We start from the raw sequence: 14,752 nt of genomic DNA, 5'->3' as shown, positions 1-14,752 counted from the left end.
TCTCATTATCTCAGTTAACAATAATTTTATTAGTATCAACAGGTATAATAGTATGTAGAAGGATTATGCCAAAAAGAAACACATCGTTCTCTCTAATAGCCAGATAATTAGTTATTTAAAACTAATAAAGAATAGAAAAGCTACTTATTTGTCAATTTTAAAAAGGATTTCATACTAGGTAGAACTAAGTCATGGTAACCCTTTTCATTTGTTAAAGCTCATGCACATTATTATCACTGGGTAAGTTAAATTATCTATTTAGGAGGTTCAATATGCACAATTTTTATAAAAAAGATTATTTCTACGCTATACTTGCTATTCTGACCTTGCTATTGTTGTTAATTCTTAATGTTTCATCAATCTGGTATGTCTTAGCACCACCTATTTACTTTATTCCTTCAATAATTCTTGGATTTTATAAAAAAAAAAACAAACAGTAGAATTCAATGTAGCCTTATCTACATAAAATTATCGGTAGGAATATCATAGGGTCTATAATTACCAAATAACCCCTCAAAAATATTATTATTCTATCGATATTAATGGCCCTTAAAAAACGGGGCTGAATTGAATTGTTAATCGTTGGTTAGTTGCCTGAGCGATCTCAGACAATACCTTGGTCGAAGCATTCATTGATCCATTTTCAATTCTAGCAATGGTTGATTGTGGTTTACCAATTAGACTAGCAAATTCACGTTGGCTCATACCCATATTTTCACGGAGATCACGAACTTTAACCGCTACCTCTAAGTTAATATTCTCTTGTTCAACGAGTTGTGCAAAATCAGGATTGTTTTTACTTCTTTCAGCACCATATTCATCAATTTTACTCATTGTTGGTCCTCCTTGTTAAAATACTGGCTGCGTCGATTTCGAGCAATCTTCTTTTCACTTTCTGATGTTTTTTGCGTTTTTTTGGTGAACGTATTTGTGATTAAGTATTGAGATCCTTGTACATGGAAATAGATAGCTCTCTGAATATTTGAAGCCCTCTTAGAACGAATCTCATAGAGATTGTTTTCCAGTTTTTTTAACCCATAATTGCTGCTCTGCGATAATTAAACCGTTATTTTCAATATTTTGAATGGTCGCAATTAATTTGGCAGCGTCTTTATCAGGTAGTTGAGCTAAAAATTGTTTAAATTCATTTCAGTCATAGTAATCAAATTCTAGTTTTTTTATGGTTTAACGATAGCTTACTTGCTATCAAAAGGCAAACATTTTATTTTACAACTCTTTGCTCCAAGCAGGTTAGACAAAATAACCTATAATACCTATAATCAAGATATTAGGGGTTATTTGTTTTGATATAATATAAATGACTTCTTTTATTCGCCATTTTTTCGATACCTTTTAGAACGATTTTGCCCAGGAAATAAACGATCATGCGAACCCACTCGAATTCCGATTAAGTTCATGATCCTCAAATTCTGGTGGTAATTGTTGTTGTTCGAGCAACAGGTCAATGGCTGCTCGAACTTCATCAATAATAGTTTTATCTAAACTGGCTAATCGTTTTAGATCAGCATTAAAAGTGGCACGTGGTTTAAATCTTAGTTTTTTCATGCTTTAAACTGACCCCAATAATCATCATTTGATTCAACAATTTCATCATCAGGTAAAACATGTCGTTTAATTAACTGATCACGCGCAATTGCATATTCTAACGAACCTTCTTTAGCTTCTAATGCTCTTTCTAGCCAGTCCATTTTTTCTTGCGAAACGATGGCCACTGCTCGACTATTTGAACGAGCAATATAAACTGTTTCGTCTTCGTCATTAACTTGATCTAAATATTTTTTTAGGTTAGCGCGAAAATCGCTCTGTGTTAATGCTAATGTCATATTACCACCCTCTCTTTGTACTTAATATCGTACTTTAATTTGTACTAAAAATCAATTTTTTAAGGGGCTAAAACTATGCAACAAGTTTAACTGGACATTAATTATAGAGCAATTCAGCGTTTACTTACAAAATAATTTATTGTGTACGAGTCCTTCAAATTAACTAGATGGAAAATTAATTAGTGTTCTCAATCTAATCTTGCAATTTTTTAGTAATTAGAGTTATTCTTACTATAGTTGTGTTTGATTGTATCATAAGGGATTGTGACATAAGTCGAGAAAGTTTGACTTTTGGCCTATCCCCTCAACATTACTTCTATCGTAGGTCTATTTTTGCATGCAACTCAAGGTCACACTGCTTGGGGTATGGGTGCTGTATTAATGATTGGGGCGTTACTGGGTTCAGCGATTGCTCCACGATTTTTATCGCGGTTAAATCCACAGAAAGTAACGCTAGTATTACGTCCAATTATGGGCCTGTTTCTGATTTTGATGGGATTAAAACTGGTTATTCATTTATGCGTTAACTCAGCATCTGAATCTAGAAATTTTACTGTTTTAAATATTATTTTTTGTCAATTCTAAATATAAAAGGTACCCTTCAATTTTTTGGACGAATTAGCGTATATCGTTAGTTTGTCCATTTTTTATTTCTTTCATAAGACAATATTTTGTGGCTCATCTGAAAAATATGCTTTTATATTATCAATCGTTATATCCAGCAATCGTTCTCTCGTTTCATGTGGTGCCCAAGCAATATGTGGAGTAATATAACAATTTTTGGCTTTTAGCAAGGGATTACTCTTAGCAATAGGTTCTTTTTGCACAACATCAGTGGCATAAGCATAAATTTTGTCTTTATTTAAAGCATTTGTAAGATCTGTTTCATTAACTAATTTACCTCTTGCTGTATTCAGTAAAATGACTCCCTTTTTCATTTTATCAAGACTATCTTTATTAATTAAATTAATGGTCTCAGGTGTTTGGATCACATGCAAGCTAATCACGTCTGCTCTTTTTAAAAGTTCATCTAAAGGTACTTGTTTAGCCCATGTTTCTGTTACGTTTTTAGGACGATGATTGTAAAAAATAACTTTCATAGAAAAGGCATGTCCTAATTTAGCAACTTTTTGCGCAATATGTCCATAACCGATTAATCCTAAAGTTTTACCTTTTAATTCCAATAACGACTTATCCCAAAAAGTAAAATCAGGAACCTGTGCCCATTTATTTTCATGAACAAGCCGGTTATGTAACCCAACTTGGCTAGTTACTTCTAATAGTAATGAAAAAGTAAATTGCGCTACTGCGTCACTTGCATATGTGGGGATGTTAGTCACCACAACCTTATTCTTGTGAGCACTCTTAATATCAACTACATCATAACCAGTACCCATAATGCCAATATATTTTAGTTGTGGCGCTTGACTAATCACTTCCTCATCTAGTGGAGTTTTATGTGTAATGACAATTTCGGCAGAGTTAATTCGTTTTATAATCTCATTTTTATCATTAACTGGCGTACGATCGTATAAAGTACAATCACCCAATTCTTGCAATAAACCCCAATCTAAATCCTTATTTAATTCATACCCATCTAAAAGAACAATTTTCATAGTATTAACCCCTTATCTTTTTAGTGTTTTGCCTGCATTCTGTTCGGATTACTTGTTGTTTTTGAAATGGCTTAGAAGGTTCAGGAAAGTCGCCTAGTTTTTGCACAGATTTATTTAATTCTTTGTTTTCTGCCGTAATTATTAATTGATGTCGTTGCTAATTTGGCAATTTTGTTAGATTATCTGTTTGTTGATCTTTGTTAGTAAAAATTTTGCTGCTTTACCCTAATAATTTTTTTGGTTCTTTAAATATTTATTTCTCAGTAAAGCATAGATTTAATATAGTAAACAGTTATTTTCAACAACTATAATACGAGGAACTCTGCTTAAATATAATCAAGATAAACTAACAAAAATAATTTAATAAACAAACAGAAAGTAAGTAACAATTTTCTAAAATTCAGATTACCACGGTAGCCTTAAATTTGCCAACAATGTGTTAATCGAATATAAATAAATATTTAGCTCAGTTATTCTAGGGGCTATAAGTTCTAAATAACGTCTGACCAGAGCGAGCAATGATTCTCTGCTTGCTCTTTTCGTATTTTATGAACATAATTATTTTGAAATCAGGAGGGGTATTTATGAAATTTGGTGATCGTCTTAAAAACGCAAGAACAGAAATGAATTCAACTCAAGAGCAAGTTGCTAATGATTTCTTTATTACTAGACAAACAATTTCTAGTTGGGAAAACGAAATGCTCCTATCCTAGTATTTGGTACATAAATATTTAGACATTTGTGCCATAATAAAATAACTAGGATAGGAGTTTTTATATGAAACGATATACCGACGATTTTAAAGCGAGCATTATTAAAATGCACATCGAGGAAAAGAGATCAGTTCGTTCTCTTTCAAAAGAATGTGCAGTATCTCGTGTCAATTCATAACTGGATTAAAGATGCAAAATCTGTTGAACTTGATGATGGAACTGAAGTTACTTCTAAAGAATTTAAAAAATTACAAAAAGAAAACCAACGTCTCAAGGAGGAGCTGGAGATTTTAAAAGCTGCGGCGGTGTTATTGGGAAAGCGTTAGGGCAAGTTAAAACCCTTATTTTCATTAAGAGTCAGCTACTCTACCACCGCCTATCCTTAATACTTTCAACTTTAAGATTAGCCCGTAGTACCTATTACCATTGGCTGAACTATCACCCTAGTCAACACGATCATGCTGACCAGCATTTAAAAGAAATCATTCGAAAAATCTGGGGAAAAAACTATCGCGCCTATGATTATCCAAGAATTAAACTAGCATTAAATAGAGTAGGGATTATAGTTGGTGTCAAACGGGGTTTTCGTCTAATGCAAGAAATGAAGATTCACTCTCTCATGCATTTACGTTTTAAAAAGCCTAGTACCCATGTCGATTATTTACAACGTCCAAATTTGATTAAAAACAAACCAAAAGCTAGTGTTTGGCGGGCTGATATTACTTATCTTGAGCTACGACCTGGAACTTGGGTATATCTTAGTTCAGTATATGAGCCCAGAGTTCATAAGATACTCGCATATAAAATAGGACGACAGATGAATGCCAAAATAGTAGTAGATACAGTTAATCAAGCACTTGAGCATCATAAAAAACCAGCATATTTTCATTCAGATATGGGTTCACAATATACAAGCTGTGAGGTTGAAAATCTGCTTAAACGACATCAGATCGTCCATTCGTATTCTAAGCAAGGGTACCCTTACGATAATAGCCAAATAGAAGCTTTTCACTCATTATTAAAAAGAGAATTTGTTTTTCAAACGCACTTTTCGAATTTTGAAGACTTAATTCTCAGGATCTCAAATTATATTAATTGGTTCAACACTGAAAGAATCAGAACAAGTGTCTAGAAAAACATGTGCCAAATATTGACTTAGGAGCAACAATTGGTTTTATTATTGAGTCTGGACTTTTTCCAGAAATTATATTTAATAATTCTAAATCTGGTGTGCTATATTCAATTCTTTTATAATAATGTAATGATGTTCCTTCTTCTACATAATCCTTACTTGGAATTACAATATCACCTACATCAACCCTCTTGACTATTGAACCCATTAGACCTATTGAAATTATGTTCTCAACACCATATGCTTTGAGGACTTCAATCGTATCTACTGCCATTGGGGCACCGCGCCCCATCTAGTAAACAGACTTCACTCCCTGGAACTTTATAAATAGGGCAAGAATTTAAAAATCTAGGAAATTTTTTCGAATTAATTCAAGTTTATACTTTTATAGATTCTAGACCTCTCATATACAAAAAAAAGGTGGTTGTTGGCAAATAGTTAAGTTTAATATTTCCATGGTTTGATTGAGCCTGCTGTTTGCCTGTGATTATCGGGTTTGCATTATCTTCTTCAAAATACCACATTTTTAATCATCCTTTAAACTATTACATGAAGAATAAAATAATTAAAACATATTTTATTTTTGACCGTAATAATATCTGGCTACACTCACTTTAGCCATTGGCACGGGGTTTATCGATGCTTTTACACTTTCTCAACATTTACTTGTGACATTTTTGACCTAACTCAACAAAGTCATTATTTGGGAGCGGCAACCTACTTGTTAAGTAGCATTATTTTAGGACTTGCCATGGCTTATTTAGACATTATCCTGGGTGATTATCTAAGAAAGCAAGTTCAATCCTAAATGCAACTATTACTCATTATGGAGATAGGCGCCGCAATCGGTTCTGTTAGCAGATATGATCTAACTAAATTCATTGACGCTCGAACCGTTCCTAACTTTCCCTTGGCAACTTTGCTAATTAACTTCGTAGGCGCTTTTGGTTTGAGAGTTATTGTTAGGTATCTATTATGTGACTCCATTTGGTATTTATTTTTAGGAACTGGATTTTGTGGTGGTTTCATTACTTTTTCGACTATAACTAATGAAACTATAGAATTTATATTAGCTAAAAATATTCGTGTCACCCTAGTTTATTTGTTTCTTAGTGTTGTCGGTGGGATTACGCTATTCTTTGGGAGCTACTTGCTATAAATAAATCGTCCTATTCGGGATTACTTGTCGCTTGGAACAATATTCCAGGCGATTTTTTTAATTCTTACTAGCCGTAACCAAAGTTAGCTTATTTTTATTCACCATGCTTTTTCCCACTTCAAGCATCTCATTTATGACATCTAATTGATAATAGTTCAATTTACCTACTCGTTGAGAACTGACCAATTGGTGTTGCTTTAAAATAGCTAATTGATGTGAAACAACTGACTGTTCGAGACCTAAGATTTGGACAATGTCTGTAACCGATAATTTGTGATTTTCTAGTAACTTCAACAGTTGTAAACGTTTAGGATTACTCAATAGTTTAAAAATACGTTCAGACTCAATTAAGTGTTTTTGATCAATTAAAGACGAGCTTTTTAATGCCATTTTTCCTCCTTAAATTAAATCTACTATATATTAAATTTAGTTTTAATTAGATCAACTTTAACAAAACGTGTTAGTGGTTAAAAGAGGGCTATCAAATGACTAATTAAACCACTATCCCAAAAAACATACAATCCAATGATGATATAACAAACCTTCATTAGTTTCTCACCATGAGCGGCCATGACCTTAGAAACAATTGGAATATCAGCTATTAACTTGATCAAGAGGACAATTAAAACTGTTAGTGCCCCAATAAATACCAATGTAGATAGAAAATTGGCTAGCGTTTCACCAACTAATACTGGTAAAAAAATTGAAGGATTACATCCAGCACATACCGACAAATAAGTAATCAAGACACTGATAACCTGTGATTTGTGATGCCCGTTTTTTCCTCATCATCGTCATCACGAAAAGCCATATAAATGGGTAAAATCCCTAGCAACCACTCATTGAAAGTACAAAAGCCAGTAGTGGCGCCCAAACAATACCTTGTTTAAAAATTGGTCCCAAGGTATTTTTCACTGAAGTGCATTGATTTTTAGTATCTGGCGTAAGTAATACGATAGACATTGGAATTTGAATTGAGCTTAAGATTAGGCTACCAATTCCAATTAAGAGTGCACTTTCTCGTGAAAAGAGCGCCCCTAAAATGACAGGTCCTATAAAAGGAATTGCTGGTCCAGAAATAGTTAACGCCCTCAAAGCAGTCACTTGTCGACTTGCTTTAAAGCCATAGTGGGCAATTAAAAAGTAAACTAAATACCCACCTATCATACCTAGTAATATCCATGCTGCCACGGGGCCATTTTTTAAAAGTTCAATTCGTTTAGTGGAAACAATCCCGCCAAATAAACTAAGAGGTAAACAATATTTTAGAATAACTTTGTTCAAAATTACCGCTGCGTAACCATCAAGATCTTTTCTTATCCCGGCGAAATAGCCTAATAATAAAGTGATAATAATTGGCAGTAGTGCACTAATTAAAATTTGGGCCATTTCAACGCTCCTTATCAAGGTCAATGCCATAATAATTTTTATATGATTATTTGATACAAATGTTTTAACTTAAAATTAACTCAGTTGCTCGTTCAACATGAATTTTGGCAGTATCTAAAACAGCAACAGAAAAATCAATGGGGTGAAGAATCAATGGCAGCTCTGTACAACCAAGAATCAGGCCATCTAATTGATACTGTTCAATTAAATGCTGTGTCATGTGCAGTAGCCTCTGCTTGGTTTCTCTTTTAACTACGCCGTTGTCCAATTCATCAACGATCTTTTGATGTAACCAGGCTTGTTCGGCAGAATCGGGTAAAGCCAGCTTGATACCAGCATCAATAAACGGTTGACTAAAGAATGTATTTTGCATCGTGAATTTAGTGCCTAAAAGTACCACGCGCTTCAACTGTAAGCTCTGTGCTTGTTTTAAAGCCGTTGTCACAATGCTCAGTAATGGTAATGAAGTTTGTTGTTGAACTTGGTCAAAAACAATATGGGGGGTGTTGCCACACATTAAACCAAAATCGGCACCAGCAGCTTGTAACTCATTGGCCGCTTTGACTAGATAAGCAACAACGGCCGGATAATCTTTTCGCTCGAGTAAGTCAAACATATGATACATATTGATGCTGTTAATAACGATCTCTGGTAGCTGCTTAGTGGTTCCCAAGATTTTTTGAGTTCTTTTGATCGCCGCTAAATAGTAATTAATCGTCGCTTCAGGCCCAATACCACCAATAATTCCTAACTTTTTCATAATCACTCATCTCCAATCTTACTTTACACAGTATCAATTATTCATGCTTAAATATCGATTGCAAAAAAGCAATCCATTGCCGAGTATTCACCACGCTTTAAAGGCTCTGATAATTCTAAAAATCCATATTTCTGATAAACATGAATGGCAGTTTTCAGATTGTGGTGGGTCTCTAAATAAACACGGTGGTATCTCGCTTGTTTAGCAAATTGGATTGCTGCATCTAACAATTGGTAACTTAGGTGTTGTCCTTGGGCACTGGGAGTTAAATATAGTTTTTGTAGTTCAGCTGTTTGAGTTTGCAAATCATATTCGGCAATTCCCGTACCGCCAAGAACAGCTTGTTGTTCGTTGGTAGCAACAAAATATTGGCGACGAACCTTAGCACCATAGTATAGACTTAAATGATCAAGTTCAGGGTCAAAATAGGCTGTTCCCGGAATGTCTAAATGATAAGTTTGCAGTGATTTTTGGACCAATTGTTTTAATTCAGGATCATCGTTACTTTGAATTGTTCGAATATAAAGCATGAACATCTCTCCTACAATGATTACTTGTTAAATATAGATTTCACTAACTGAATAGAGCGCTGCTTGACCACTCAATAATGTTCGTGAGCCCTGATAATCACAATATAAAATACCTGATCGTGGTGAAGCTTGATAAGCCGTTAACTTGTTTTTACCCAAATGCTTAGCCCAATAAGGGACAATATGACAGTGACCACTGCCACAAACTGGGTCTTCCGGCACCGCTAACTTAGGGGCAAAAGAACGGGAAGCACAATCATATTGATCACTGGCAACTGTCGCATGCTGCAATAAACCATCTAATTGACTTAATTTATCCATATTGAGATTCAGTTGTTCGATATCAGTCCCATCAGGGAAAACACATAAAAGATCTCTACCTAAATAGGCGGCCTCTGGTTGCGCTCCAAACGCTTGGGTCATTTCTTTAGTTACTGATACCTGTTTCAAATCATAAGAAGGAAAGTTCATTTCATATAATCCCCCCTTCTTAGTCACCGTTAAATCACCACTTTTGGTTTTAAAGGTGACGGTATCACCAGTTTCAGGAGCCGCATATTTAAAGACTAAAAAACCGGTTGCTAAAGTCGCATGCCCACATAGATCAATTTCACCTCTTGGGGTAAACCACCGTAAATCATAATGAGCAGCATCTTGTTTAACAGCAAAGGCGGTTTCGGATAATTTGTTTTCCATCGCAATATTTTGCATTAATTGATCGCTGGGATATTTTGGTAAAAACAACACCGCTGCTGGATTTCCTTTAAAAATTTTATCTGTAAAAGCATCAACAACATAACTCTTGGCCATTACTAGACCCTCCTTTTTTACGCGTTCACTAACCAACCCTTGCATACATCAACCCATCGTTCTACATCAATGTATTTTTCAAGCTCATATAGTGATAATTTAACAGCACTGTGATCGTCACCACCACCCGGATAAATGGTTGCAAAGCGTTTCAACGAAACGTCTAAAAAAATCTTCACTCCTGGTTTAGTAACAAAGGGACAAACTCCGCCGGGAGCATGTCCAATTGCGGCTTCAACTTGAGCACTCGGCATCATTCGTGGTCGTTGTCGAAATTCAGTTTTGAACTTGTGATTATCGACTTTCGTGTCTCCAGCCATGACCACCAGAATTGGTTGTTCATTGACTAAAAAAGAAAGCGTTTTGGCAATATGCGCTGGCTCACAGTTCAAGGCCTGGGCGGCTTCTAAAACAGTGGCACTCGATTCATCTAGGTGGGTCACCCGTTCGGCGAGCCCTAGTTGATCAAAATATTGTTTGACAGTTTGGTAAGACATTTGCTCAACTCCTTGTTATCTTAATAAGATTAATGTATAGTAAATCCAATCATTAGTAAAACAAATAATAGTCATACAAATATGAAAGGAATTAATATTAATGAAACGTCTCTTAGCTTTGCAGAAGGTCATTGAACTTCGCAGTTTCTCCAAAGCGGCTTTAGCGCTTGGTTATACCCAATCAGCTGTTAGTCATATGGTTGCTGCATTGGAAGATGAGTTTTCAATTAAGTTGCTTTATCGGTCACATGCAGGAGTTCAACTAACTTTAGAGGGTGCACAAGTGTACCCTTTAATCCAAAACGCCATTCGCCAATATCAAGCGATGCAAGAAAAGGTGCAGGAAATCAAAGAATTAAGTTCTGGGACTGTTAGAATTGGGACGATTTCGAGTATTTCAGCCCATTGGTTGCCGGTATTAATTCAAAAATTTCAAGAAAAATATCCACAAGTTAAATTCATTTTGCATCAAGGTAACTACACAACTATTCCTGAGTGGGTGCGAACTAATCAAGCTGATTTCGGTTTTATTAGTCCCGATGCCCTGCCAAATACCGCAGTTCAATTTGTTAAATCAGGGGTCTTAAGGGCGGTGCTACCCCTTAATCACCCCTTAGTACAAAGAAAATTTGTTACCTTGGCTGATTTAGCCCCGGAGCCTTTTTTAGAATTAGAAGAGGGGGTTTACAGTGAACCGCTAACTGCCTTTGCGACCGCTAATTTACGTCCTAATGTTAAGTTACGAGTCCACGATGATTATTCTATTCTCTCCATGATTGAATTAGGCTTAGGTGTTAGTATTCTACCAGAACTTGTCCTACGAAAAACGGCGTACCAAGTCGCTATTTTACCAATCCAACCCGAACTAACCCGAAAAATTGGTATTATTAGTCAAAAAATAGTTATGTTACCCATTGCCAGTCAGTATTTTATTGACTTTATCATGGAAAATGTTGATTTATTACCTTAGCAGGATGGGGCTGTATCATAAGTTCCTAGTAACTATCGACCAGCATAGTTGGTGGCTTTTTATTAGCCCTAGAAGGACTTGCCCAAAAGCTCCTATTTCCATAATTATATTTCAAATTTGCATGACGTTCGTGGATGATTACTGCACTTCTTTCCTTTAAATATCCCATAAAACTTGAAACACTTATTTTTGGTGGTATTTTTATAAGCATATGAATATGATCTAGCATTGCATGTGCTTCAATTATTTCCACTTCCTTTAACTCACATAACCTTCTAAGTATATGATATGACCTATATCCCTTCTGTGTTCCCCATAAATAATTTTTCTTCGATATTTAGGCGTAAACACTATGTGATACTTACAATTCCATCTCATATGTGCTAAGCTATTATCGTCTTTTGACAATGCAAAAACTTCCTTTCGTATAGTCTTGGTTGGTAGCCAAAAACTATACGAAAGGAAGTTTTTATCGCTAAAGATTTTTTGACCCCCACAAGTAAAACTTGTGGTTTATTTAACATATTAAAAAATAAAAAAAGCAAGCAGTGAATCATTGCTTGCCTTTTTTAGATATTATTTACCGTTTTTATTAATAAATGATATCTGTTTTTCAAAAAAATTGTTGGACTTTTGTACTAATTGAACTGATTTCTTGCTGAGATAAAGTAGCCTCAATTTCTCCATCTGATCGTTTTGTTGGATCAACGGCGCGGACATGCTGTAATAACGCTGTGCCGTGAACTTCTCCCTTGTCTATCCCAATAAATAACGGTGATTTAACATACTTTTCTAAGGTGCGATATTTGTCAGCCGTACTGATTGGTACAACCAGTATCGTATTAAAATAGCAATTATAGTGATCATTGCTCACAACTAAACGAACTTTATTATTGGCCGCTTTAACCAAAGATAAGTGAATATACTCAGAAACGGTTAACCCTTGTTTTGCTAGATTAGTTTTAGCCCGTTCACTAATGTCAGATATTACACGAGTTGAAATCGTCTTGTTTTTAATAATAGTATTATTTAATTCGCCCCTCTGCATTTACCATCGTATTACATTTATCATGTTGCTTTTTTTTAATTATTGCAACTAGCCAATTTTAAGGCTGATCGTTGTTAAATAGCCCTCAACACTATAATTAAAATGTTAGGGGCTATTTTACTTTATATGCTACAAATAACTTTTTTCATTTGTTATTTTTTCGATAACTTTTAGACCGATTTTGCCCAGGAAATAAACGATCATGTGAACCAACTCGAATTCCGATTAAGACTAGTTCATCTTTATCAATCGTATAAACAACCAAGACATCGTTAGTTTCGTTTGGTGTTCTGTTTCTCGGGGTATCTCGTAAATGAAATTCATTATAGCCGCTCATTCGCCGATTAAGCTCATGATCTTCAAATTCTGGTGGTAACTGTTGTTGCTCAAGTAAAAGATCGATAGCTGCTCGAACTTCATCGATAATAGTTTTGTCTAAACTGGCTAACCGTTTTAGATCGGCATTAAAAGTGGCACGTGGTTTAAATCTTAGTTTTTTCATGCTTTAAACTGACCCCAATAATCATCATTTGATTCAACAATTTCATCATCAGGTAAAACATGTCGTTTAATTAACTGATCACGCGCAATTGCATATTCTAACGAACCTTCTTTAGCTTCTAATGCTCTTTCTAGCCAGTCCATTTTTTCTTGCGAAACGATGGCCACTGCTCGACTATTTGAGCGTGCAATATAAACGGTCTCGTCTTCGTCATTAACTTGATCTAAATATTTTTTTAGGTTAGCGCGAAAATCACTTTGTGTTAGTACTAATGCCATATTGCCACCCTCTCTGTACTTAATATCGTACTTTAACTTGTACTAAAAATCAATTTAAAGAGGCTAGAAATATGCAATAAGTTGTCTTACCAATCAAAGATTCAAATATTCTCAAAAAGGTGCAGGATACTTTACTCCATAATTTCAAAGTTGCCCAGCGTAATTATACAATTTTTCAAGTGAATAAAGCGACCTTGTTGTGCGTAAGTGACGTATAAGTTTACGTTGGACAATTCTTTACCGAAAATGGAACTGTGCGTCAGACTGCGTTTATCTACAATAGAAAAATAGGCAAAGTTACCTTGCTATACTTAAAAACAACTCAAGGTCATACTACTTGGGGTATGACCTTATAGTTATTATAGAAGAATGCCAATTCTGATAAAGGAATGCTAAAAATTCAAAAGCAAAAAATTACTATTATTAATACCTTTAAATGTATTAAAACCTATTAACAATGTCGCTGAAGAGGTCACGTAACCAAAGAAACAAAGATGTAAAGTTTTTCAATGAAAAAAATTCTAGCCGTATATGTTAAACTTAAAGCTATATTTTATGTGTAAGCTAGTTAGGAGGTTAATTATGAAATTTCTAGAATTAATGGGGATTGGGGTTGCATTTATTTTTGGAATAGCTTTAATTTATTTCTCGCTAACAAAAGATGATAAAACATTACGAGATACTATAAATGATCCAAATGGATCTGAATATGATTTTCTTTTTTTAATAATATTAGGGATAGGGGCTATTGCCAGAAAAATAAATATAAAGAACGCAACAAGAATTATAGCCTTTATAATAGGCGCAGCTTTTTTTTAGTGTGTCATTATTTTTATTTTTTAGAATATTAAATTAAAAACTCAATCGTGGTTTTATGGTATACACTTCTAGATGGACATTTAACACGCCTAATAATTAGTGCCACTAGGTAACAGAATAATTAATTACATTTATGATAAATAAAAAGAGCAAACAGAGATATTATTTGGTCCTTTATAGGTATTATTTGGTAATTATAGGCCCTAGAATTTAATACGAATTAATATTTTATGAAAGTTTAGAATTTATTTTTGAAAATAAATAAAATACAAGAATAGCGAATCCCATTCCTGCTAGAATACCACTAATCAAGGTCTGTTTGGTTAATAAGAGAAATAGCATTCCTGCTATGAGTAATATTCCACCTATACCTAAACTTAGCTTTCTATTTGCTATTAATTTTTTATTTTTGGTACCCAGTTTTATTTTAAAAGAGCTTAATTGAATCAAAGCGATAGCATTTAAAATTCCAAATATATTTAGAATCAAGGCAACATCATTGCTGAACTGAACTACATTAATAATTTGAGGATGAGTAGTGTGAGATAAAGTAGATCGATAATAAGCAATATAATAGATATCTAGATATCGGACGAATAGATTTTTCTATGCTTTTCTTTTCCAAGTATTCCTTCATTCCAGAATCCTCCTTTAATAAAGTATCCAATGAAATGTGGTAGTAGTC

At 34.4% G+C, this 14,752-nt stretch carries 19 protein-coding genes and 7 pseudogenes; 8 read left to right on the top strand and 18 right to left on the bottom strand.

Features of this window, described 5'->3' with window-relative positions; all coding sequences use genetic code 11:
• Window positions 1–272: 272 nt before the first annotated feature.
• Window positions 273–440, top strand: coding sequence for a hypothetical protein (locus ABF682_RS00860; RefSeq protein ID WP_415618703.1), 168 nt, complete (start codon window positions 273–275; stop codon window positions 438–440).
• Window positions 441–549: 109 nt separating this feature from the next.
• Here ABF682_RS00860 and ABF682_RS00855 read toward each other — a convergent pair whose 3' ends face one another.
• The 4 genes and pseudogenes from ABF682_RS00855 to ABF682_RS00840 all read right to left on the bottom strand — a co-directional run bounded on the left by ABF682_RS00855 (window position 550) and on the right by ABF682_RS00840 (window position 1,844).
• Window positions 550–834 (bottom strand): helix-turn-helix domain-containing protein, encoded by a 285-nt coding sequence (locus ABF682_RS00855; RefSeq protein ID WP_415618702.1) that lies wholly within the window; start codon window positions 832–834, stop codon window positions 550–552.
• A pseudogene (locus ABF682_RS00850) lies at window positions 831–1,182 on the bottom strand (type II toxin-antitoxin system RelE/ParE family toxin). Before ABF682_RS00850 ends, ABF682_RS00855 begins: the two are co-directional and overlap by 4 nt.
• A gap of 146 nt (window positions 1,183–1,328) precedes the next feature.
• Window positions 1,329–1,566, bottom strand: a pseudogene (locus tag ABF682_RS00845) (type II toxin-antitoxin system YafQ family toxin).
• Window positions 1,563–1,844 carry a type II toxin-antitoxin system Phd/YefM family antitoxin gene (locus ABF682_RS00840; protein WP_415618701.1) on the bottom strand — a complete coding sequence of 94 codons (282 nt, stop codon included), beginning with the start codon at window positions 1,842–1,844 and terminating at the stop codon, window positions 1,563–1,565. The pseudogene ABF682_RS00845 and the gene ABF682_RS00840 overlap by 4 nt, the downstream one beginning before the upstream one ends.
• Before the next feature lie 291 nt (window positions 1,845–2,135).
• Between ABF682_RS00840 and ABF682_RS00835 the strand changes: the two genes are divergently transcribed.
• Complete coding sequence (locus ABF682_RS00835; RefSeq protein WP_415618700.1) at window positions 2,136–2,429, top strand: TSUP family transporter; 294 nt, start codon at window positions 2,136–2,138, stop codon at window positions 2,427–2,429.
• A 71-nt stretch (window positions 2,430–2,500) separates the two neighbouring features.
• Here the strand turns inward: ABF682_RS00835 and ABF682_RS00830 are convergent, their stop codons facing one another.
• Complete coding sequence (locus ABF682_RS00830) at window positions 2,501–3,460, bottom strand: D-2-hydroxyacid dehydrogenase (protein ID WP_415618699.1); 960 nt, start codon at window positions 3,458–3,460, stop codon at window positions 2,501–2,503.
• A 584-nt stretch (window positions 3,461–4,044) separates the two neighbouring features.
• Between ABF682_RS00830 and ABF682_RS00825 the strand changes: the two are divergent.
• Together ABF682_RS00825 and ABF682_RS00820 are read left to right on the top strand one after the other, a co-directional pair.
• A pseudogene (locus ABF682_RS00825) lies at window positions 4,045–4,158 on the top strand (helix-turn-helix transcriptional regulator); the annotation flags it as partial.
• A 79-nt stretch (window positions 4,159–4,237) separates the two neighbouring features.
• Window positions 4,238–5,305, top strand: a pseudogene (locus ABF682_RS00820) (IS3 family transposase).
• Here the strand turns inward: ABF682_RS00820 and ABF682_RS00815 are convergent.
• Window positions 5,289–5,579: a hypothetical protein gene (locus tag ABF682_RS00815; protein ID WP_415618698.1), complete on the bottom strand. Its 291-nt coding sequence runs from the start codon at window positions 5,577–5,579 to the stop codon at window positions 5,289–5,291. The pseudogene ABF682_RS00820 and the gene ABF682_RS00815 overlap by 17 nt on opposite strands.
• A gap of 534 nt (window positions 5,580–6,113) precedes the next feature.
• On the opposite strand from ABF682_RS00815, the gene ABF682_RS00810 reads away from it, so the two are divergent.
• Window positions 6,114–6,464, top strand: coding sequence for a fluoride efflux transporter FluC (locus tag ABF682_RS00810; protein ID WP_415618697.1), 351 nt, complete (start codon window positions 6,114–6,116; stop codon window positions 6,462–6,464).
• Window positions 6,465–6,521: 57 nt separating this feature from the next.
• Here ABF682_RS00810 and ABF682_RS00805 read toward each other — a convergent pair whose 3' ends face one another.
• From ABF682_RS00805 to ABF682_RS00775, 7 genes and pseudogenes are all read right to left on the bottom strand, one after another.
• Entirely contained in the window at window positions 6,522–6,854 is a 333-nt protein-coding gene (locus ABF682_RS00805; RefSeq protein ID WP_415618696.1) for an ArsR/SmtB family transcription factor, read from the bottom strand.
• A 77-nt stretch (window positions 6,855–6,931) separates the two neighbouring features.
• Window positions 6,932–7,305, bottom strand: a pseudogene (locus ABF682_RS00800) (cadmium resistance transporter); the annotation flags it as partial.
• Window positions 7,293–7,853: an AEC family transporter gene (locus ABF682_RS00795; RefSeq protein ID WP_415618695.1), complete on the bottom strand. Its 561-nt coding sequence runs from the start codon at window positions 7,851–7,853 to the stop codon at window positions 7,293–7,295. The gene ABF682_RS00795 and the pseudogene ABF682_RS00800, both read right to left, overlap by 13 nt.
• Window positions 7,854–7,917: 64 nt before the next feature.
• Complete coding sequence (locus tag ABF682_RS00790; RefSeq protein ID WP_415618694.1) at window positions 7,918–8,613, bottom strand: aspartate/glutamate racemase family protein; 696 nt, start codon at window positions 8,611–8,613, stop codon at window positions 7,918–7,920.
• Between the two features lie 47 nt (window positions 8,614–8,660).
• Entirely contained in the window at window positions 8,661–9,143 is a 483-nt protein-coding gene (locus ABF682_RS00785; protein WP_415618693.1) for a GNAT family N-acetyltransferase, read from the bottom strand.
• Between the two features lie 27 nt (window positions 9,144–9,170).
• Entirely contained in the window at window positions 9,171–9,953 is a 783-nt protein-coding gene (locus tag ABF682_RS00780; protein WP_415618692.1) for a PhzF family phenazine biosynthesis protein, read from the bottom strand.
• A 17-nt stretch (window positions 9,954–9,970) separates the two neighbouring features.
• Complete coding sequence (locus ABF682_RS00775; protein WP_415618691.1) at window positions 9,971–10,450, bottom strand: YbaK/EbsC family protein; 480 nt, start codon at window positions 10,448–10,450, stop codon at window positions 9,971–9,973.
• 100 nt (window positions 10,451–10,550) lie between these two features.
• Between ABF682_RS00775 and ABF682_RS00770 the strand changes: the two genes are divergently transcribed.
• Window positions 10,551–11,420, top strand: a complete 870-nt coding sequence (locus ABF682_RS00770) for a LysR family transcriptional regulator (RefSeq protein WP_415618690.1) — start codon at window positions 10,551–10,553, stop codon at window positions 11,418–11,420.
• 82 nt (window positions 11,421–11,502) lie between these two features.
• On the opposite strand, the pseudogene tnpA reads toward ABF682_RS00770, so the two are convergent.
• From tnpA to ABF682_RS00750, 4 genes and pseudogenes are all read right to left on the bottom strand, one after another.
• A pseudogene (gene tnpA, locus ABF682_RS00765) lies at window positions 11,503–11,798 on the bottom strand (IS200/IS605 family transposase); the annotation flags it as partial.
• A gap of 235 nt (window positions 11,799–12,033) precedes the next feature.
• On the bottom strand, window positions 12,034–12,342 hold the full coding sequence (locus ABF682_RS00760; RefSeq protein ID WP_415618740.1) for a type II toxin-antitoxin system PemK/MazF family toxin: 309 nt from the start codon (window positions 12,340–12,342) through the stop codon (window positions 12,034–12,036).
• A gap of 271 nt (window positions 12,343–12,613) precedes the next feature.
• Window positions 12,614–12,970 carry a type II toxin-antitoxin system YafQ family toxin gene (locus ABF682_RS00755; RefSeq protein ID WP_415618689.1) on the bottom strand — a complete coding sequence of 119 codons (357 nt, stop codon included), beginning with the start codon at window positions 12,968–12,970 and terminating at the stop codon, window positions 12,614–12,616.
• Window positions 12,967–13,248: a type II toxin-antitoxin system Phd/YefM family antitoxin gene (locus tag ABF682_RS00750; protein ID WP_415618688.1), complete on the bottom strand. Its 282-nt coding sequence runs from the start codon at window positions 13,246–13,248 to the stop codon at window positions 12,967–12,969. The genes ABF682_RS00755 and ABF682_RS00750 overlap by 4 nt, the downstream gene beginning before the upstream one ends.
• A gap of 92 nt (window positions 13,249–13,340) precedes the next feature.
• Between ABF682_RS00750 and ABF682_RS00745 the strand changes: the two are divergent.
• Window positions 13,341–13,574 (top strand): annotated as a pseudogene (locus ABF682_RS00745) (site-specific integrase); the annotation flags it as partial.
• Window positions 13,575–13,830: 256 nt separating this feature from the next.
• A complete protein-coding gene (locus ABF682_RS00740; protein ID WP_415618687.1) occupies window positions 13,831–14,067 on the top strand; it encodes a hypothetical protein in 237 nt (78 codons plus the stop codon).
• A 228-nt stretch (window positions 14,068–14,295) separates the two neighbouring features.
• Here ABF682_RS00740 and ABF682_RS00735 read toward each other — a convergent pair whose 3' ends face one another.
• Entirely contained in the window at window positions 14,296–14,556 is a 261-nt protein-coding gene (locus tag ABF682_RS00735; protein WP_415618686.1) for a hypothetical protein, read from the bottom strand.
• Between the last annotated feature and the right edge of the window lie 196 nt (window positions 14,557–14,752).

It is taken from the genome of Liquorilactobacillus sp., assembly GCF_047719775.1.
GTDB lineage: Bacteria > Bacillota > Bacilli > Lactobacillales > Lactobacillaceae > Liquorilactobacillus.
Note: the sequence above shows the minus strand (reverse complement) of the source record. Positions and strands in the feature narration are given on the sequence as shown.